Consider the following 19,411-nt stretch of genomic DNA (forward strand, 5'->3'; position numbering starts at 1 on the left):
GGCTCCCATCGGCAGCTGAAACGACCGGCGCCCATCGCGGCGCGGGAGGTGTTCATGTCCCATGATCTTGCCTTGCCAACTGTGTTTGTCGACCGTACCCAGGCTGGACGTTGCCTGGTAGAGCCACTGGCCCGGTATGCCGGCAGGCCCGACGTGATCGTGCTTGCACTGCCGCGTGGTGGTGTTCCGGTGGCCTATGAAGTCGCGACTGCCCTCAACGTTCGCCTGGACCTGCTGATGGTGCGCAAGCTCGGTATGCCGTTTCAACCCGAGTTCGCCATGGGGGCGATAGCCAGCGGCGGAGTAACCTTCCTCAATGACGACATGTTGCGGGCCTATCCGGTAGATCGCGCGGTGTTCGACGCCGTGGTTGCCAGGGAAACCGAGGAACTGGCGCGGCGCGAGCGGGCTTACCGGGGAGGGCGGCCAGCCCAGCAACTCAAGGATCAGGTGGTGATTCTCGTTGATGACGGCCTGGCGACCGGTGCCACGATGAGGGCGGCGATACAGGCTGCACGAGCCCAGTCACCGGCGCGGATCGTCGTCGCCGTCCCGGTCGCACCGCCAGAAACGCTCGAAGCGCTGTACGGTGAAGTGGATGAGCTGGTGTGCCCGCGTGTGCCTGAGCGGATGGTCTCGGTTGGCTATTGGTACCAGGATTTCCCGCAGACGTCGGACGAGGAAGTCATGACGCTCATGGGGCAAGCTGATCAGCAAGCACTTTGCCGGAGTGCCCCCCATGACTGAGCGCAGGGGTGAAGTTCGCACGCAGACGATGAAGCTGGCAAGTTGCGCATCGGCTTGTTCGGTGCAGGCACGGGGGCCACTGCGCTTGCCGGTGACGGGTTTGTGAAGTCCCTGCAGCGCGTATCCGCCTGATAGCGCTTCGCCGAGGCTCATACACCAAATGGATAGGTTTCGTCCTCAGGCTCAAGGTGCTGTTGTTTCGGCAAGGGCAGGGCAGTCACTGGCTGGGTCTGTTCGAACCAGAGCAGCGCATCGAACTGCTCGGCCAGCACCGCCTCGAAGTAGTGGCTCAGCCGTTCGCTCTCGGGGCGATAGATGACGCCGATGGCGCGTTCGAGTAGCGCCGTGGACAACACATGGCGCAACGCCTTGCGCTGTGGGTCGCGCCAGTCGCTCAGGCTGGCTGGCACGCCTGCGAGGCGGAACTGGTGCTCCCAGCTGTCGCTGCGCGAAGGACGGATTTCCTTGATCTGCATGTCGCCGTCCCAGTCATTGGCGGCGGCCACCTGGCCGCGGTCGGTGGCCATGCCGATCAGCACCGCGTCGTGCCCGAAAGCGCTGCGGCAAAGCTGGCCGATGGTGAACTGGCCTTTCCAGCCCATTTCCGTGGCTCCGGCATTGCCGATGTGTGAATTGTGTGCCCAGACCACGGCCTTGGCGTGGGGACCACGGTGTTCCAGCAGTGCGTGCAAGGTATCGAACATGTGCCGGTCGCGCAGATTCCAGGAAGCCGTCGAACCTCGGTAAATGGCGCGGTAGTACTGTTCCGCAGCGATGATTACACGGGCGTTCTGCGTTGCGTTGAAGAAGGCTTCATCATTGTGGACAAGCCCTGACAGTTGCTCGGCGAGCATGACATTCAACTGCTGGATCACCGGTTGCTCACAAGGCATGACGCCACCGCGCTCGACAAAGTGCCCGTACAGCGCGGGGTCGTCCTGCCACGGCGTCAGGCAACCGTAACGGCGGCGGGCTTCATGGGCCAGATGCGGATCGACCCGGTCCAGATAGGCCAGGACTTCATGGATGGAATTGCGCAGGCTGTAGACATCCAGGCCGCGGAATTCCACGCGGTGGTCGGTGGGCAGCAGGCGGTTGTGCCCGTGAAGCCATTGGGCGAAGGCTTTGACTTCGCTATTACGCCACATCCAGGTAGGAAAACGGCTGAAAATATGGCGTTTCCACGCCGAGTGCGCCAAGCCTCGGACGTACTGATCGACATGCCCGGCATCCGGCCAGTCAGCCTCGACAGCAACGATGTTGAAACCATGCTGTTCGATCAGGCGCCGGGTGATCGCCGCGCGGGCGCGATAGAACTCACTGCTGCCGTGGCTTGCCTCGCCCAGCAGGATGACGCGCGCGTCAGCATAGCGGTCGAACAGCGCTGCGAATGCCGGCGTATCCAGGTCCGGCAAAGGTTCGGCGTACTGATGAAGCACCGGGGCAATATCGGCAGTGTCGACCTGATACTGCTTGCCGTAGAGTTTTTCCATCAATGTCTTCGAAGGGCCGCTCATGGAGAGCCTCCCGTAATCGGGCCGCCGCGCATTGACCCGTCAGTGCGACGGCCCAGGGTTCAGATCAGGGAGAGCCGGTGGATGACCTGGCTGGGATCATCCGGGTCAGCGACGGTGGTGAACCCCGCCGCTTTGGCCAGCTCGCGCATCGCTTGGTTGGCTGCTGCATCAACCGAATACATCTGCCGCAAGCCCTTGGCCCGGGCATGGTCGACCAGGTGCTTGAGCAGCAGGCGACCCAAGCCATGGTGCTGCCAGCTGTCCATGACGGTAACGGCACACTCGCACTCGTCCTTGCCGCTAGCAGTGGCGTAGCGGGAAATGCCCACTTCCTGCAATTCACCATCCACGTGGGCAAGGGCGACGTAAGCCGCCTGGCGATCCTGGTCGACCTTCATCAGCTGGTCGAGCATGGCTTCACCGGGCTCCCTGAGCTGGCACAGGAAGCGGAAATGCCGCGATTCGGGCGACAGCCGTTCGATGAAGGCTTTTTCGCGTTCTCGGTCCTGGGCTTGCAAGGGCCTGATCAATACGTGAACGCCGTTTTCAAGGGCTTCGATCCAGTATTCACCCGAAGGTTTTGGGAACGAAGGCGTTTTATGCTCACGGGAAGTCTCGGCGGGCGCCATGGCAATGTCCTCTGTGTCGAATGAACAAGGAAGTTCAGTTTCGGCAGCGGGCCCATCGCTGACTTGACAGTTGTCAATTGCTTCCCACATGACTTGTCAAACCGATAGAAAAAAGCGGGTATAGCCGGGGATAGCGTCCGACCCTTGGTCGGACAGACCGCTAACGTTTAGTGGAACCGCTAACTTCAATAGATACACGCCTGCAAAAAAGCAGAGGCATCATCATGTCAGGCCTTGCGGAAATGGGAGCAAAGCTCCAGGTCAAGTGCCTTGCGTGCTCGTTGAGCCGGCTTTGCCTGGCAGCCAGCCTCAGTGCCGACGAAGTGGCCAAGCTGGAGCGAATTGTCCGCCGTAACCGGCCGTTGAAGCGGGGTGAGTACCTGTTCAAGGCCAATGAACCCATGGAGCACGTGTATGCCTTGCGCTCCGGGGCGATCAAGAATTTTCTGCTCGATGCCGAGGGCACCGAGCGGGTGACCGGCTTTCTCCTGCCGGGGGAAATGCTCGGGCTGGACGCTATTGGTGCCAGTTGTTACCGAAGCTTTGCCGTTGCCCTGGAAGTCTCGCTGGTCTGCGCCATCAGGCTGGACCAACTGGTGGACCTGTCCGGCCAGATTTCAGGGCTGCGCTATCAGTTGCTGCACATGCTCAGCCTGGGGATCCAGGGCAAGGACGAGCACCTGCGCTGCTGCCATGGGCGTGCCGAACAGCGGTTGGCGATCTTCCTGCTGGGCATGTCCGCGCGTTACCAGGCGCGAGGCTTGCAGGCTGATGTGTTCAACCTGCCCATGTCCCGTGGTGATATCGCCAACTACCTGGACCTCACGCAGGAAACGGTCAGCCGACTGTTCAGCCGTTTCGTCCATGCAGGTTTCATGCTGTGCGCCGGGCGTGAGGTCAGGCTCATCGACATGCAAGGCCTGGTCAACCTGACCCGCCTGGAGGAGCCCACTTGAGCGCGGCAAGCACCCGGTCATAGCGTTGCACAGGCCAGCTTTCGGGGGAGTGCCCCACCCAGATCGGGCGTGACACATGGTCTGTGCGTATCCAGATACGCTGCGCGGCTACGCCAGTTTGCCAGCACAACCGTGCCACTTGGCGCGCCACCTGTGGCGGCGCGCAACAGTACACCGTGTCCGGGCGGAAAGTGGTCAGCAAATGCCTGGTCTGCCACCAGCCACTGCTGTAGTCACGCGGCAATGGCGACAGTGCCGACAGCCAGGTTCGACAATCGTCCGGCAGCAGTTCGGCCGCAATGCCGTCATGTGACAGCTGCAATTGTAACCAGGGCAGCCAGCAGCGAATCTCATCCAGCGCACCCAACAACGGCAGCAGGCCGTCGGCGCGACTGATGGCCAGCAACCTTGTGCTTTGCAGGGGCAACGGCCAAGCGCTGCCAAGCGGCCCGGAATAGTCGAGCAGCTCCCCCGCACGGCCCACGGGCTGCGCGCTCTGGGTGCTGACGATAAATTGCCCGGCCACGCCAGGTAGGGTCACGTAACTGCACGGCCAGCACTCGGTACGACCACTGAGCACGCAGTACTGGCCAGCCATTGCCTCGCCGCATGGCTGGCTGCAAAGGGCCAGGCGCACGAATTGCTGGATGCCCAGGCCGGGCAATGTCTGGAGCAAGCGAACGCTGGCACCCTCGCGGTCCATGACTGCCTCGCACTGTAAGGATGACTTGCTGTAATCAGCCTAGACCGTGGGCAATCCGGCACTTTGATCAGGATCAAACCAGCGGGCGGCAGGGACTTCACGTTGTTGATAAAGGTCAAATGGGCTGCTGCCCCACGGCGCATGATCGAAGCGTCTCCCTGGGAGGCATTACTCATTCGAGGAGGACGCCATGTCAGAAGTTGCCAAGAAAGTGCCTGCTACCCCCGTCGCAACCCAGCCAACCAAAGCTTCGCCGCCAAGCGTCGAACCTTCGGAGTTGTGGCGGCCCTTCCAGCAATTACGCCGTCAGATCGACAGCCTGTTCGAGGATTTTGGACGGCGGCCGATGCGCATGCCGTTCAGCCAAACACCGTTCGATGTCGAACCTTTCTGGCGGCGTGACCTGTTCACCCACGGCATGCCGGCCATGGACATCAGCGAGCTTGCCGAGGAGTACCGCATCAGCGCCGAGTTGCCTGGCGTGGACGACAAGGATATCGAGATCAAGCTCGTCAATGGCAACCTGTTGATCCGCGGCGAGAAACAGGAAGAAGTGGACGAAAAACGCAAGGCGTATCACCTGTCCGAGCGCCATTACGGCAGCTTCGAACGGGTTTTCCAACTGCCCCGTGAAGTCGACGCCGAGAAGATCAACGCCCAGTTCAACAAGGGCGTGCTGCTGGTGCACCTGCCCAAACGCGCCGAAGCCATCCATCCGGAAAAGGTGATTCCGATCAAGAGCGGTAAATGATCACCCATCCTCACTGCATCAAGGAGCAAGGAGGCTCCGCCTGTGGAGGTAGCACATGATGTCCATTGGCAAATACTGCAAACGGGACGTGGTCACCGCACCACCCGGTATCTCCATCTATGCCGCGGCGCGCCACTATCCGACGCATTCCGGTCGTCGATGATCTCGGTCTGCTGGTCGGAATCGCCACGGCGGACGACCTGATGGGCCTGCTGTCGGACCACCTGTAAGAACTGTCACTGCTGATCCGTCAACAGAGCCGGCGGGAGGAAGATCTTCGCGGCGAAGACCTTTGAGCGCCCCGTGCGCGATGACGAAAGGAGGCTGGCATGAGTGATTTCCCCGGTACTGAAGAGCTCGAAAGCCTGGATGCCTATTGGCGGGCGGCGAACTACCTCACCGTTGGCCAGATCTATCTGCAGGGCAATGCCTTGTTGACCAGGCCCTTGACCTTGGCCGATGTCAAACCTCGGCTGCTGGGCCACTGGGGGACTTCCCCGGGGCTCAACCTCGTCTATACCCATCTGAACCGGTTGATTCGCCAGTACAGCCTCAATGTGCTGTTCGTCACGGGGCCTGGCCACGGCGGTCCTGCCCTGGTCGCTCAGGCATACCTCGACGGTACCTACACCGAGCTCAACCCATCGGTCGAGCGCAACGCACTTGGAATGGCCCGGCTCTTTCGGCAGTTTTCCTGGCCTTATGGCATTGGCAGCCATGTCGGCCCCCATGTGCCTGGCTCCATTCACGAAGGGGGCGAACTGGGCTATTCGCTGGCCCATGCCTATGGTGCCGCCCTGGACAATCCGCAACTGATCGTGGCGTGCGTCATTGGTGATGGTGAGGCCGAAACCGGGCCACTGGCTGCCAGCTGGCACTGCAACAAGTTCCTCAACCCCGCCCGCGACGGCGCGGTGCTGCCCATCTTGCATCTGAACGGTTACAAGATCGCCAACCCCAGCGTGCTGTCGATGATCAGCGAGGAGGAGCTGACCAGCCTCATGTATGGCTATGGCTATGATCCGTATTTCGTCGAGGGTGACGAGCCGATGGAGGTCCATCGCGCGTTGGCCAGGACGCTGGATGTCATCTACGAGAAGATCAGCCAGATCCAGCGCCTCGCGCGGCATGCCGAAGACCCGCAGGTGGTCGACAGGCCCTTGTGGCCGGTGCTGATTCTTCGTACCCCCAAAGGGTGGACGGGGCCCAGGTACGTGGATGGGCAACGCGTAGAGGGCACCTGGCGGTCCCATCAGTTGCCGTTGGCGGACCTTGGCAAACCGCCGCACCTGATGCAGCTGCAACAATGGCTGGAAAGTTACCGCCCCCATGAGCTTTTTGACGCACAGGGTACGTTGTTGCCTGAGCTGGCCGCGCTGACCCCAACTGGCCGGCGACGCATGAGCGCGAACCCCCATGCCAACGGCGGTCTCTTATTGCGGGCCCTGGATTTGCCGCACTACGCCGATTACTGCGTGCCGATGCCGGGCCCTGGTCAGGTGCGGGCCGAGGCGACCAGAGTGCTGGGTGGTTATGTACGCGATGTCATGAAGAACAGCCTTGCGTCGCAGAATTTCCGCCTGTTCGGCCCTGACGAAACGGCGTCCAACCGTCTGGATGCGGTATTTGAGGTGACCGACAAGGTGTGGCTAGATGCTCGGGCCAGCGATGATAGACACCTTTCGGCACAGGGGCGGGTCATGGAGATCCTCAGTGAGCACATCTGCGAGGGCTGGCTTGAGGGGTACCTGCTGACGGGCCGCCATGGCCTGTTTTCCTGTTACGAAGCTTTCATCCATATCGTCGATTCTATGATCAACCAACATGCCAAATGGCTCAAGACAGCTGCCGAGGTGCCGTGGCGCAAGCCGATCGCCTCATTGAATATCCTCCTGACTTCGCATGTCTGGCGGCAGGACCATAATGGTTTCTCGCACCAGGACCCGGGCTTGCTCGACCTGCTGGCAAACAAGAAGGCCAACCTTGCGCGGATCTATCTGCCACCTGACGCCAACTGCCTGTTGTCGGTGGCTGAGCATTGCCTGCGCAGCCGTGGGTACATCAATGTGATCGTTGCCGGTAAGCAGATGGAGTGGCAATGGCTCGATTGCGAAGCGGCCGCCGTGCACTGCCAATCAGGTATCGGGCGCTGGGGCTGGGCCTGCCATGACGACGAGATGCCCGAGGTGGTGCTTGCCTGCGCGGGCGATGTGCCGACACTGGAGGTACTGGCGGCGGTTACACTGCTGCAAGAGCAGGCTCCAGACGTGCGTGTGAGGGTGGTGAATGTCGTTGACCTCATGGCGCTGCAACTGTCGCAACAGCACCCTCACGGGCTGTCCGACAGCGATTTCAACGGGCTGTTTACCGAAGATCGACCGGTCATCTTTGCCTTCCACGGCTATCCGGCGCTCATCCACCGCCTGATCTACAAACGCGCCAATCCGCAACGGTTTCATGTCCGGGGCTTTCGCGAAGAGGGCGCAACCACCACGCCATTCGACATGGCAGTCATCAACAATCTGGACCGCTACCAGCTGCTGCTCGATGTGTTCGAGCGCGTGCCACGTTTGCAGCCCCAGCTCGAACAGGCCCGCGCCCGCTATTGGGCCACGATGGAGAAGCACAAGCTCTACCTCATCGAACATGGCGAAGACATGCCTGAAGTTGCGCAATGGCGCTGGACATCAGCGTCGCGTGCCTGACCCCGCCTTACTTGGTCTTCCAGTACTTCTGCATTTCCAGGAACAGGAACGAGGCGGTCCAGGTGATCAGCACCAGGCCCGTCAGCGCCTGCAGGCCGGTGAGGTACTTGAGGTGGCCAGTGGGGGCGATATCGCCGAAGCCTATGGTGGTGTAGGTGGTGAAGGAAAAATACACGCAGTCCAGGAAACTGCCGTCGAAATTGCCGCTGAGCGTACCCCAGCCTGGGGCATGGGCCATCAGGTAATAGGCCAAGGCAAAACACCACACCTCCAGGGCATGGGCCAGCAGCGCGCCGAACACGCCTGCGACGATGCGAAAGCGGCTCCAGAGCTTGAGCCGAGGTAGCCAGTCATTCAGGCGCAGCAGGCATTCGTAATGAATGATCACCACCAGGATCACCACCAGCATATTGATCAGCGTGACAAAGAGCATCGCAGGTACCCTGGCCAGGATCGGCGGTTCATTTCGTGGCATCGACCAGCACATAGGTGGCGGGCTCATTGGCTTGCGGTTGCAACGCCGGGAATTCTTCGGGGGTGATGGTCTCCTTGGCCAGCAACAGACGCGCGCCTGCATCCAGGTCGTCGCGGCGCTGCTCCAGCAAAGCCCGGGCGCGGCCATAGGCTTCTTCGAGCAAGCCGCGGACAGCGAGGTCGATCTCGCGCGCAGTTTGCTCCGAGTAGTCCTTGCGCTCCTGACGCAACAGCGAGTCACCCAGATAGCCGGCTTGCTGGCGCTCAAGGACCGCCTGGCCCAGTACCGGGCTCATGCCGAAGCGGGTGACCAGCTGGCGGGCGATATCGGTGGCGCGCCCGAGGTCGTCGGCGGCCCCCGTGGAGACCTGGCCGAACGCAAGGTGCTCGGCGGCGCGCCCGGCCATCAGCACGACAAGGCGGTCACGCAGCATCTGCGTGCTGATCAGGTAGCGGTCATCGGTCGGCCGTTGCAGGGTGTAGCCCAGTGAACCCGCGGCGCGGGGAATGATCGACACCTTGTGCACCGGGTCCATCGCCGGCAGGCTACTGGCGGCCAGGGCATGGCCCATTTCGTGGTACGCCACTACCTGGCGCTCGTCGCTGCGCAATACGCTGCCTTTGCGCTCGATGCCCGCCACCAGTCGCTCGACCGCAGCGGTGAAGTCCTGCAACTCGACCCACTGGCTGGACCGCCGGGTGGCAACGATGGCAGCCTCGTTGACCAGGTTGGCCAGGTCGGCGCCCGTCAGGCCCGGGGTGATCTCGGCAATCCGCTCGCAGTCCAGGTCGTTCTTGTAGATGATCTTGTGCAGGTGGACTTTCAGGATCGCCAGGCGGCCCTTGCGGTCGGGCCGGTCGATGAGAATCTGCCGGTCGAAGCGCCCGGCACGCAGCAGCGCCGGGTCCAGCACTTCCGGGCGATTGGTCGCTGCCAACAGCACCACGCCTTCCCGTGGGTCGAAGCCGTCGAGCTCGGCGAGCAACTGATTGAGGGTTTGCTCTTTCTCGTCATTGCCGCCAAAGCTGCCGACGCCGCGCATCTTGCCCAGGGCATCCAGCTCATCGATGAAGATGATGCAAGGCGCCGCTTGGCGGGCCTGGTCGAACAGGTCACGCACCCGGGCGGCACCCACGCCCACGAACATCTCCACGAACTCCGAGCCGGAGATCGAGAAAAATGGCACCGCCGCTTCCCCGGCGATGGCCTTGGCGACCAGGGTCTTGCCGGTGCCGGGTGGGCCTACCAGCAGCGTGCCCTTGGGCACATGGGCGCCAAGGCGCGCATACCACGCCTTGTTTTTCAGGAAGGACACGATCTCGGTCAGCTCGCCCTTGACGTCGTCGATACCGGCCACGTCGGCGAAAGTCACCTGGGTGTCGTGTTCGACATAGACCCGCGCACGCGACTTGCCCACCCCCATCAACCCGCCCAACCCCTGTTTCTGCCCCAGGCCATGAAACAGGAAGTACCACAGCGCCAGCATCATCAACAGCGGCATCAACGCGCCCATCACGGTCGCTACCGTGTTGTCCTCGACGACGCCAGAGAACGCGACTCCAGAGCGTCCCAGCTGCTCGCTCAGAGCCGGGTCGACGCGAACGGTGGAGAATACCGAGTGGCCATCGATCGGCTCCTGCAGCCTGCCGAGGATCCGCTCGTGCTCGATATGCAGGTCGCTGACCTTCTGCTGATCGAGTAGTTGCAGGAACTGGCTGTAAGGAATGGCTTGCACGGCCGGCTGGCTGAACAGGCCGAACTGCACGGCAGCGAGCACTGCCAGGCCAACTGCCAGGAGGTAGAGCGTCCAGGGCTTATCCTTGTTCATGGCCATCGGTCCTCGGCGCGGCGGCGCTAGGCGATCAACAGATAATCTTCGACCTTGCTGACGCCTGGCACCGACCAGGCCGCACGCTCGACCACTTCTCGCTCGCGCAGCAAGTGCACCTTGCCTTCCAGCTTGACCACACCACCGTCGACCGTGACGCGGATGCCTCCGGCCTCGATTTCGGCGCTGCGCTTGAGTGCGTCCTCGATGTGGCGCTTGATATCGACCACGTCGGCCCGGGCTTTGAGGGTGATGCGGTTGTGTACGCCAACCACACCCGACAAGCGCAAGACCGCCTGTTCGATCACTTCCTTCTGGTATTGCCAATCGAGCTGGCCTTCCAGGTCACCGTCCCTTTTTGCACGGTGACCTGGATGCCCTCCACGTTGGCGTCCGAGCTCCAGGCGATGATGTTCAGGGCACGGCTGGCAATCGTGTCGTCAGCGGTACCTTCGAGCTTGTTCAGGCGTACCTCTATCTCCTCTGCCAGGCCGCGCACGCCTTTCATGGCCTTGACCGTGCGCTCGGCACTGACTTTCTGGGCGTAGCTGTTGACGTGCCCGGAGAGGGTCACCACGCCGTTCTGCACCGTCACACCGATGCTGGCTGCATTGATATCGGGTTTGAATTCCAGCTCTTCGAGCACAAGGTCTCGCAGGTCAAGGTCGTTCATGATCGGCTCCGGTAGCAGATAGGGTAGGGGCGGTGCCCTGAGTCTTTGTTTCTACCCTTGTGCCCCCCAGCGCGATTGATAAAGGTCAAACCGGGTGAACAGGCCGGTCGCGGTTGACAAATGTCAGGCGTGCGGCGCACGCCGCCATCGATACTTAGCGTGTCCTGGCCATGCACGAGGGTACCGACATGCGACGTTATGTGCTTTGCGGGTGGGCAAGCCTGTTGCTGGTTACCGCGTCCGGCTGCACGGCGTGGCGCGCCCAGGAATACGATGCGCGCCTGGAATCAGCGGAGAACAACGCCGCCACCGCAAGGTTGCGCGCCGATCAAGTGTGTTACCGCATCGATCTGGTCGAGCAGACCGCCAACGAGGCCCTAAAGCGGGCAACTCAGGCTCAGGAGGAAGTGCAGCAACTGCGCCAGCAGGCCAGACGCAAGTAGCCCGCCATGCCACGTCGATGGCTCGACCCCGCACTGCTGGTGGTCTGCACGCTGGCCCTGCTGACTGGCGGCGTGGCCTATGCGGCGCAGCGGCCTGCCTGGGCCGCGCTGGTCTGGGCAACTGGTGGCCTGGTCATGGCCGGGGTCCTGGCGGTGGAAATGTTCAGGCGCCTAGCCCGGGGTGAGGCGGGTATCGACCTGATTGCCTTGCTGTCGATCACCGCCGCCCTGGCCCTGGAGAACATGCTGGTGGCTGCGGTGGTCGCGCTGATGCTGGCCACTGGCCGAGCACTTGAAGCGTTCAGCGTGCGTCATGCCGAGCGCGAATTGCGGGCGCTGATCGACCGAGCGCCGCAACGTGCCTGGATCCAGGAGCAAGACGGGCTGCGCGAAGTTGCGGTGGATCAGGTCAGGCCAGGGCAGGCCGTGCTGGTGCGCCTGGGTGAAATCGTGCCCGTGGACGGGCGCCTGCAGAGTCCCCAGGCCACCCTGGACGAGGCGGCGCTGACCGGGGAGTCGTTACCCGTCACTCGTCATTGCGGCGAGCCGGTGGCCAGCGGGGTGTGCAACGCCGGCGCGCCGATGGTGCTGGTGGCCACGCAGACTGCGGCACAAAGCACCTATGCCGGCATCGTGCGCCTGGCCGAGGCGGCACGCCAGTCACGGGCGCCCTTCGTGCGCCTGGCTGACCGCTACGCGCTGGCGTTCATCCCGCTGACGTTGCTGATCGCCGTGCTCGCCTGGTGGGCCAGTGGCGACCCGCAACGCGTGCTGGCGGTGCTGGTGGTCGCCACACCTTGCCCCCTGATATTGGCGGTGCCGATTGCCGTGCTGTCGGGCATCTCGCGAGCGGCGCGGCGTAGCATTCTGGTGCGCGATGGCGCGGTACTGGAGGCGCTCGCCGGGATCCGCCAGGTTTTTCTCGACAAGACCGGTACCTTGACCAGCGGCCATGCTCGGCTGCAATCGATCGAGCTTAACGGGGAGGGCGCGCCGCTGCAGATCTTGCAGTGGGCCGCGTCATTGGCCCAGGCATCCACCCATCCGATCGCTCGGGCTATTGTCGATGCGGCCCTCGCGCGGGGCCTGAGCCTGGCGGCGCCGCAACAGGTGCAGGAGGCGCCAGGCCAAGGGTTGGCCGGCCAGGTACAAGGCAAAGCCGTGCGCTTGGGGCTGCTGGCTTACGTGCAGCAGGGCAGGGATGCGGGCCCTTGGGCACAGGTGTGCTTGCAGCAGCTGGACTATCTGGCCAGCAGTGGCAGTTTCGTAGCCGTGGACGGTGAATTGAAAGCGATGCTGCGGCTGGCCGACGATGTGCGTCGAGAAACACCCCAGACCCTGCGCCGGCTTCGAGCCCGCGGCATCGACCAGATTGTCATGCTGACTGGCGACCGCCCCCAGACAGCGCAAATGATCGCGCTGACAGCGGGTATCGATGCGCTTCACTCTGGCCTCTCACCGCAGGACAAGGTCCGCCTGGTGCAGGAAGGTTGCCGAAGAGGTCCCACGCTGATGGTCGGGGATGGTATCAATGATGCGCCAGCACTGGCTGCCGCCGATGTCGGGGTTGCCATGGGCGCGTCCGGCGTGACTGCTTCGGCACAGTCAGCCGGCGTGGTCTTGCTGGTCGACAGGCTGGATCGTCTGATCGAAGCGCTCGACATCGCCCGACACACCGTGCACATCGCCCGGCAAGGCGTGTGGGTGGGCATGAGCCTCTCGCTGCTGGCCATGCTGTTCGCTGCGGCCGGCTACCTGCCTGCGGTGATGGGGGCGGTACTGCAGGAAGGCATCGACCTGTTGATCATCCTCAACGCCCTTCGCGCCCTCGGCCCGGTTGCGGGCGATGGCCACAACGGGTTGCCGACCGAGAGCCTGCAGCGCATGCAGGACGAGCATCGACAACTGGACGGGGTGTTGACCGACCTGAGCCAGATGGCGCGGGACTTTGCCAGCCGCCCTGCGGAGCAGGCGCGGGCCGACCTCGGGCGCCTGGTCGCCGCCCTGCATGGCTCGCTGGAGCGCCATGAGCGGGACGACGAGCAGCTGTACCCCCTGTTGAGCCGCTACATGGGAGGCGAGGATCCGCTCTCGCCGCTCAGCCATACCCACCGGGAAATGTTCAGGCTGATCCATTTGCTGACGCGCATGAACGAGGATTTCGCCCAGGCCGCCGCCAACCCGAGCGCCGACGAAATCCAGCACCAGCTCATACGCCTGGACACCTTGGCAAAACTGCATTTCGACCAGGAGGAGGCCTTGTACCGTTACCTTGACCAACATTGAACACCGCTGCAGGCATTTGCACGCTTGATAAAAATCAAGCGCCAAGGGCGGCGTTGACCGGATGCTGGCAGCAGCGGTCAATCACTGCCGGCCGAAAAGCCCCGTCTCGATGCAACCCGAGCGACCTGAGTGATCAGGCCGGCCCACCGTTGGAGGCCATCATGAGTCACTATCAACGGCTGTTGCTGATCATGCGTCCAATGCTGCACCAGGCGGTCGCCCTGGAGCAGGCTGTTGCACTGGCCAGATCGGCATCGGCCAGCCTGCACATCGTCGCCTTGCTCGAGTCATTGGACAAACTCTGGCTGCTGGAGTCCGGTAAGCATCAAGCGGAGCGGGAGGCTTATCGGCTTGCTCAGCATGAACAGCTGGAAGCCCAGGCAAACGCACTGCGTGCCTCCGGCGTGCAGGTGACGACCGAGGTGGCCTGGAGTAACGACCTGCAGGATGACATTCTGCAGCACGTGCTGGAGATGCAACCGGACCTGCTGCTCAAGCAGGTCGAGCATGAGCCTGCGCTCAAGCGCGCCTTCTTCACGCCGCTTGACTGGCAACTGTTGCGCCACTGCCCGGTCCCGGTCTACTTGCTCGGTGCCAGCCAGCCGGCGTTGCCGCGCCAGATCGTGGCGGCGGTGGACGTGGCCGACACCTCGCCAGAGGGGCAAGCCCGAAATGACAGCATCGTCCGGCAGGCCGGTGCTTTGGCCTTGCAGACAGGGGCGCAACTGGACCTGCTGCACGCCTGCGATCTGTCGATGGCCTACATGGGCGATATGGGGTATGCCGCCTGGGCCATCGGTGACATTGCCGAGCCCTTGCGCCAAGCGCTGGAGGATGATTTCAGGAAACTGGCCGAACGCTTCGGCGCACCACCGCAACGTTGCCATTTCGTGCTGGGGCGACCGGTCGCGGTGCTCAGCGCATACGTCGAATCACAGCCGGTGGAGGTACTGGTCCTGGGGCGGCCCATCGCACGGGGACTGGACCGTCTGTTCGGCAGTACCACCGAACATGTGTTGTACCAGGTACCTTGCAACATCCTGGTGGTGTAGGAACGTGCGGATGACTACGCCATGGGCGTGAGGCGCTCGGCGACCAGGGCGCTGGTGGCGACGATGTCCAGCCGGGCCTGGCAAGGGGCGGGCAGGCGAAAGGGCTTGATGCTGTCGGCGACCAGGATGCGTTCGAATATCCCGTTTTGGAACAGCGCCCCGCGCTGCTGAAGCTGCGGCGGCGTAGGCTATCCTGCAGCCGCACCGGGAGGTGCCCGATGAGCCCGTATCGCCGGATTTTGCTGATCATGACCAAGGCTCAAGCCAATGCCGCGCTGGACCGGGCCATGGCCCTGGCTGCGGCGTCTGGTGCTTCCCTGCACGTGCTGGGTATTCATGAACCCGGCGAACTGCGCCTGCGCCACGAGTTGCCGACACCCCCGCGGCCTTGCGTTTCATTCGTGCACTTCAGGACAGCGCTCAAGGCGCTGCTCGATGAACAGCCGGCAAGGGGGGCACGCCCAGGTTTCGAGGCCGTGGAAACCTCCGATCCCCGAGACCTGGTGCCGGCCTGCATTGCCCGCTATGCGCCTGACCTGGTGATCAAGGACTGCTCGGGCTGTTCCCTGATCGATCAGCGGGCCCGGACTTCACTTGACCAGGTACTGTTGCATGGGAGCGAGGTGCCGTTGATGTTCGTACCGGCGAATGCCCCAGCCATGCCAGCTAGCGTGCTGGTCGCGGTGGATGTATCCCACGCCTCGCCGCTCAATGACGCACTGGTGATGGCCGGTCAGCAACTGGCAACACAATGCCAGGGCCCGCTGAACCTGCTTTCGGCTTACGACCTGCCAATCGCCATGCTGGCAAATCCTGACCTCGCCGGCCCTTGGGCGGATGAGCTGCGGGAATCGCTGCAGTTGCCGTTCGATGCGTTGGCCGATGCCCACGGCATCGCCCACAACCATCGATTCTTCAGCGAAGGTGCGCCGTTGCGTGTCATCAAGGCCCATATCGCTGCGCTGGGAGCCGATGTGGTGGTGGTCGGCGCCGTGCAGGCCAGGCGTTGGGCCAAGCTGATCGGCGATACCACCGAGCGGCTTGTCAGCCATGCGCCGTGCAGCATCCTGACGATCAGGCCTACACCTGGCAGTTGAATCAGGCGGTATCGCCTGTTCGGCCATGGCGCACCACCTCCACGCAGAATTGACCTTCGTAGGGGGGCACATGGCATTCGACGATATCCTGCGCCGCGACCTGCAGATGAATGCCGACGATATCGGCATGCACCGGTTGGCGGCAGACGTGGCGGTCGACGAGCACCGCGCTGATGATGTGGCGCGCACCCAGTTCGGCGAGGTAGGCGCAGGTGCGTAGCAGAGAGTGCCCTTCGTAGAGCACGTCATCGACCACCAGCAAGGTGGTTGCGGCAAGGTCGAGCTTGGCGAGTTCAGGGTTTTCGGTGAGTTGAGTATGGGCATGCAGGAGGCTCAGGTCGTCTGCATAACGCTTGACCTTGATCGGGTAGAGCGGCAAGGGCGCAGCACCGGTGAGTGCCTGCAGGTGCAGTTGCAAGCGCTGCGCCAGCGGCTCACCACGCCGCTGAATGCCTACCAGTGCCACTTCGGACGCAGGCAGACAGGCCATGGCCTGGCGGGCCATCGAGCGCAGCACGCTGTCCAGATCGTCTTCGTCATACAGGCGGACCCTCGATGGAGCGGGGCGATTCATGGTGTTTCTCCTTTATTGGATATCACTGGGCGGGAGCCTACCCGGGCACCTAGAGGTGGGCTTGATAAAAGCCAAGTGATAGCCAGCGGAGTCCGGGCCAGGAACCTGAGTTTCAGTGCATCGCGGATTACTGCATCTACCAGACGGGCGCAGGCACCAATAGCCTGCTGATGACACTGATGGGCCATGGCCGTTACCGGCACGCGAGCTCTTTATTACCTGCATAGTTGACCTAAGATAACTTCTGCCGCCTTTCAGATCGTCGCGTTGCGCGGGCAGTGATAGCGTTGCTACATACGCTTTTGATCCCGAGGCGTGGCCATGTATCAGAACCTGGCTGTTCTGGCCGCCTTGCTGGTGCTGTACGCCAGCCTGGCCGGCGCGCTTGAGTCCAAACCTGTCAATGGGCCGCTGTTGTTTCTGCTGGCAGGCCTGGTGGCAGGGCCCTCCGGGCTTGGGTTGTTGAACCTTTCGCTGGACCGCAACGATCTTCGCTTGCTGGCCGAGCTCACCCTCTCAATCGTCCTGTTCAATGATGCCGCCAAGGCCAACCTGGCCCAATTGCGGCAATCCCGTAGCCTGCCCTTGCGCTTGCTGACCCTGGGCCTGCCGCTGACACTGATTGCGGGCTGGCTTGCTGCCTGGCTGATGTTCCCACGGATGCCCTGGCTGGAGATGGCGCTGTTGTCGACGATACTGGCCCCGACCGACGCCGCCCTCGGCAAGGCCGTCGTGAGCAACCCCGACGTTCCGGCCGATGTGCGCGAGAGCCTGAATGTCGAAAGCGGCTTGAATGACGGCATTTGCGTGCCGGTACTACTCTTGCTGTTGGCATTGTTGACGGAGGCTCACTCGACGATGCCTTTTGCCTTGGCGGGCTACTTCTTCCTGGAGGAGTTGGGTATCGGTGTTCTCACGGGGGCGGCGCTTGCGCTGTTGGTAGGCGGGTTGTTACGCCTGTCGCAACGCCATTGCCTGCAGATCGAGGCCTGGCAGCAACTGGTGATGCCCGCGCTGGCATTACTGAGCTTCGCCAGCGCTCAGGCACTGGGGGGCAGCGGTTTTATCGCCGCGTTCTGTGCAGGGCTGCTGACAGGTTACCTATTCAAACGGGAAACCCAGCCGTTGATCGTCACCGGCGAGTCATGCGGTGAAGCGCTGTCACTGCTGACCTGGGTGGTGTTTGGCGCCTATGTGGCGCCCAAGGCTTCGCAGATCATGGCACCCTCCGTCTGGTTCTACGCACTTTCGAGCCTGTCGCTGGTGCGAATGCTGCCTGTCTGGTTCAGCCTGGCGGGGAGCACACTCAGCGCCGAGAGCCGCTTGTTCATCGGCTGGTTCGGCCCCCGTGGGCTCGCGTCCATCGTGTTCGCGATACTGATACTGGATGCGCCGTTGCAAGAGGCTGGCACGATCATCGCGTGCACCATCGCTTGCGTTCTGCTCAGTGTGGTATTGCATGGCGTGAGTGCATTGCCGGGGGCGCGGCGGCTGGGGCGCAGCGCACGAGAATGAGGGTGTGACAGGGGGCCGACCGGTTTCGTCAAGGCCTGTACGCGCAGGAGGGCACCATGAGTCATCCAGCAAAGAAAATGGGCTTGGTGGCTGGCTGGGGCGGTCATGCTGATCTGGACCCGTGGCTGGCCATGGGCCCGAAGGGCCGTCGCGAAGGGGTGGATTCCAGCGGTGCAGGCACAGCGTTAAGATGGAACCGGTTCATTTCTGCAGTTGGATAGGGAGCACTGAAATGTTGGTTGATATGGCTGCCTTCACACCGTGGTCGGCTCTGGCAGGCGGAGCACTAATAGGCCTGGCCGCCGGGCTGTTCGTGGTGGCGAACGGGCGCATTGCCGGTATCAGCGGTTTGCTCGGCTCGCTATTGCAGCGCACGGGAGAAGGGCGTGGCGAGAAACTGTCGTTTCTGCTGGGCATCATCGCGGCGCCACTTGTGTGGCGAGCGTTCTCGGCGATGCCCCCGGTACATTTCAGTACGGCCCCCTGGTTGCTCATGGTCGCAGGGCTTCTGGTGGGCGTGGGTACCCGCTATGGCAGTGGCTGCACCAGTGGCCATGGTGTGTGCGGCCTTTCTCGCCTGTCCCCTCGCTCGGCGGTGGCCACGTTGTGCTTCATGGCGGCCGGCTTTGCGACCGTCTTCGTGGTTCGCCACCTTTACCCAGGAGCATGAAATGACCCGGATCAGCGCATTCATCGCGGGGTTGCTGTTCGGCATGGGGTTGTTGCTGTCGGGCATGGCAAACCCCACCAAGGTACTGGGGTTTCTCGACCTCGCGGGGCAGTGGGACCCGTCACTGGCACTCGTCATGGTGGGCGCCATCGGTGTTGCACTGCTGCCGATGGCTTGGGCGCGTCAGCACGCTGTGTCCTTGCTCGGCGGCGCGATGCAGTTGCCTGCCCGGCGCGACATTGACCGACGGCTAGTGGGTGGCAGCCTGATCTTCGGCATTGGCTGGGGGCTAGCCGGGGTGTGCCCAGGGCCGGCCCTGGTGCTGCTGGCCGGCGGGTTTTGGCAAGGCTGGCTGTTTGTGGCAGCGATGCTGGCCGGCATGGCGCTGTTCAATGGGCTGGAAGTGCTTAGTAAAAGCCGCCAGGCGTAAAGCAAGCTGCGGCCGTGCCGCGTAGACAACAGCGGGTGGGTTTCATTGGGTGAGGGCAGAGGAGACAACCCCGTTGCCCTTACCGACGACATGGAACCACCCGTTATCATTGCCATCCCGACGAAAGTCGCCCATTGAAGGCGGGTGAGGGCGCGGCCAGTTGCATAGTCGTCTGTAGCCCTCGGCCACGTTTAGGGGGCGGGGAAGGAGGCCAGGTAGGCTCGCACCGTCGGCTGTTCTTCGGTCAGCTGCTGGAAATTCAGCATCAGAAAGCACCGGTAACTTTCGAAGACAGGGTGATAACGATGACATGGGACAACCTGAATAAAGAGTGGCGCTGAGGAATACACAATATCCCGG

General features: G+C 62.8%; 17 protein-coding genes and 1 pseudogene. 11 read left to right on the forward strand and 7 right to left on the reverse strand.

The window, feature by feature from the left end; translation table 11 throughout:
- The first annotated feature begins 54 nt into the window (after positions 1 to 54).
- Positions 55 to 747, forward strand: a complete 693-nt coding sequence (locus AA098_RS14330; RefSeq protein ID WP_004374568.1) for a phosphoribosyltransferase — start codon at positions 55 to 57, stop codon at positions 745 to 747.
- A 149-nt stretch (positions 748 to 896) separates the two neighbouring features.
- Here AA098_RS14330 and AA098_RS14335 read toward each other — a convergent pair whose 3' ends face one another.
- Both AA098_RS14335 and AA098_RS14340 read right to left on the reverse strand, forming a co-directional pair.
- Entirely contained in the window at positions 897 to 2,264 is a 1,368-nt protein-coding gene (locus AA098_RS14335) for an erythromycin esterase family protein (RefSeq protein ID WP_054888293.1), read from the reverse strand.
- A gap of 59 nt (positions 2,265 to 2,323) precedes the next feature.
- Positions 2,324 to 2,893: a GNAT family N-acetyltransferase gene (locus tag AA098_RS14340; protein ID WP_004374572.1), complete on the reverse strand. Its 570-nt coding sequence runs from the start codon at positions 2,891 to 2,893 to the stop codon at positions 2,324 to 2,326.
- Positions 2,894 to 3,117: 224 nt separating this feature from the next.
- On the opposite strand from AA098_RS14340, the gene AA098_RS14345 reads away from it, so the two are divergent.
- Positions 3,118 to 3,849, forward strand: a complete 732-nt coding sequence (locus tag AA098_RS14345) for a transcriptional regulator FNR (RefSeq protein WP_004374575.1) — start codon at positions 3,118 to 3,120, stop codon at positions 3,847 to 3,849.
- Here the strand turns inward: AA098_RS14345 and AA098_RS14350 are convergent.
- Entirely contained in the window at positions 3,818 to 4,552 is a 735-nt protein-coding gene (locus AA098_RS14350) for a hypothetical protein (RefSeq protein WP_004374578.1), read from the reverse strand. The two genes, AA098_RS14345 and AA098_RS14350, sit on opposite strands and share 32 nt — an antisense overlap.
- 190 nt (positions 4,553 to 4,742) lie before the next feature.
- On the opposite strand from AA098_RS14350, the gene AA098_RS14355 reads away from it, so the two are divergent.
- Together AA098_RS14355 and AA098_RS14360 are read left to right on the forward strand one after the other, a co-directional pair.
- On the forward strand, positions 4,743 to 5,303 hold the full coding sequence (locus AA098_RS14355) for an Hsp20/alpha crystallin family protein (RefSeq protein WP_004374581.1): 561 nt from the start codon (positions 4,743 to 4,745) through the stop codon (positions 5,301 to 5,303).
- Positions 5,304 to 5,632: 329 nt separating this feature from the next.
- Positions 5,633 to 8,008 (forward strand): phosphoketolase, encoded by a 2,376-nt coding sequence (locus AA098_RS14360; protein WP_004374585.1) that lies wholly within the window; start codon positions 5,633 to 5,635, stop codon positions 8,006 to 8,008.
- Positions 8,009 to 8,015: 7 nt separating this feature from the next.
- Here AA098_RS14360 and AA098_RS14365 read toward each other — a convergent pair whose 3' ends face one another.
- The 3 genes and pseudogenes from AA098_RS14365 to AA098_RS14375 all read right to left on the reverse strand — a co-directional run bounded on the left by AA098_RS14365 (position 8,016) and on the right by AA098_RS14375 (position 10,984).
- Positions 8,016 to 8,441, reverse strand: coding sequence for a potassium channel family protein (locus AA098_RS14365; protein WP_004374587.1), 426 nt, complete (start codon positions 8,439 to 8,441; stop codon positions 8,016 to 8,018).
- Positions 8,442 to 8,469: 28 nt separating this feature from the next.
- Entirely contained in the window at positions 8,470 to 10,311 is a 1,842-nt protein-coding gene (gene ftsH / locus AA098_RS14370; RefSeq protein ID WP_004374589.1) for an ATP-dependent zinc metalloprotease FtsH, read from the reverse strand.
- A 26-nt stretch (positions 10,312 to 10,337) separates the two neighbouring features.
- Positions 10,338 to 10,984, reverse strand: a pseudogene (locus tag AA098_RS14375) (BON domain-containing protein).
- A 188-nt stretch (positions 10,985 to 11,172) separates the two neighbouring features.
- Here AA098_RS14375 and AA098_RS14380 point away from each other — a divergent pair.
- The 4 genes from AA098_RS14380 to AA098_RS14395 all read left to right on the forward strand — a co-directional run bounded on the left by AA098_RS14380 (position 11,173) and on the right by AA098_RS14395 (position 15,862).
- Positions 11,173 to 11,427, forward strand: coding sequence for a hypothetical protein (locus AA098_RS14380; protein WP_004374594.1), 255 nt, complete (start codon positions 11,173 to 11,175; stop codon positions 11,425 to 11,427).
- A 6-nt stretch (positions 11,428 to 11,433) separates the two neighbouring features.
- Positions 11,434 to 13,713, forward strand: a complete 2,280-nt coding sequence (locus tag AA098_RS14385; protein WP_064614457.1) for a heavy metal translocating P-type ATPase — start codon at positions 11,434 to 11,436, stop codon at positions 13,711 to 13,713.
- A 161-nt stretch (positions 13,714 to 13,874) separates the two neighbouring features.
- Entirely contained in the window at positions 13,875 to 14,765 is an 891-nt protein-coding gene (locus tag AA098_RS14390) for a universal stress protein (RefSeq protein ID WP_054888290.1), read from the forward strand.
- Between the two features lie 218 nt (positions 14,766 to 14,983).
- Positions 14,984 to 15,862, forward strand: a complete 879-nt coding sequence (locus AA098_RS14395) for a universal stress protein (RefSeq protein WP_064614459.1) — start codon at positions 14,984 to 14,986, stop codon at positions 15,860 to 15,862.
- A 1-nt stretch (position 15,863) separates the two neighbouring features.
- Here AA098_RS14395 and AA098_RS14400 read toward each other — a convergent pair whose 3' ends face one another.
- Positions 15,864 to 16,436 carry a bifunctional pyr operon transcriptional regulator/uracil phosphoribosyltransferase gene (locus AA098_RS14400; RefSeq protein ID WP_004374603.1) on the reverse strand — a complete coding sequence of 191 codons (573 nt, stop codon included), beginning with the start codon at positions 16,434 to 16,436 and terminating at the stop codon, positions 15,864 to 15,866.
- Between the two features lie 321 nt (positions 16,437 to 16,757).
- On the opposite strand from AA098_RS14400, the gene AA098_RS14405 reads away from it, so the two are divergent.
- The 3 genes from AA098_RS14405 (at position 16,758) to AA098_RS14415 (ending at position 19,051) form a co-directional block, all read left to right on the forward strand.
- Positions 16,758 to 17,951, forward strand: a complete 1,194-nt coding sequence (locus AA098_RS14405; RefSeq protein ID WP_004577362.1) for a cation:proton antiporter — start codon at positions 16,758 to 16,760, stop codon at positions 17,949 to 17,951.
- 232 nt (positions 17,952 to 18,183) lie between these two features.
- A complete protein-coding gene (locus AA098_RS14410) occupies positions 18,184 to 18,621 on the forward strand; it encodes a YeeE/YedE family protein (protein WP_054888288.1) in 438 nt (145 codons plus the stop codon).
- A gap of 1 nt (position 18,622) precedes the next feature.
- A complete protein-coding gene (locus tag AA098_RS14415) occupies positions 18,623 to 19,051 on the forward strand; it encodes a DUF6691 family protein (RefSeq protein WP_004577360.1) in 429 nt (142 codons plus the stop codon).
- The last annotated feature ends 360 nt before the right edge of the window (positions 19,052 to 19,411 follow it).

The organism is Pseudomonas sp. JY-Q (assembly GCF_001655295.1).
GTDB classification, from domain to species: domain Bacteria; phylum Pseudomonadota; class Gammaproteobacteria; order Pseudomonadales; family Pseudomonadaceae; genus Aquipseudomonas; species Aquipseudomonas alloputida.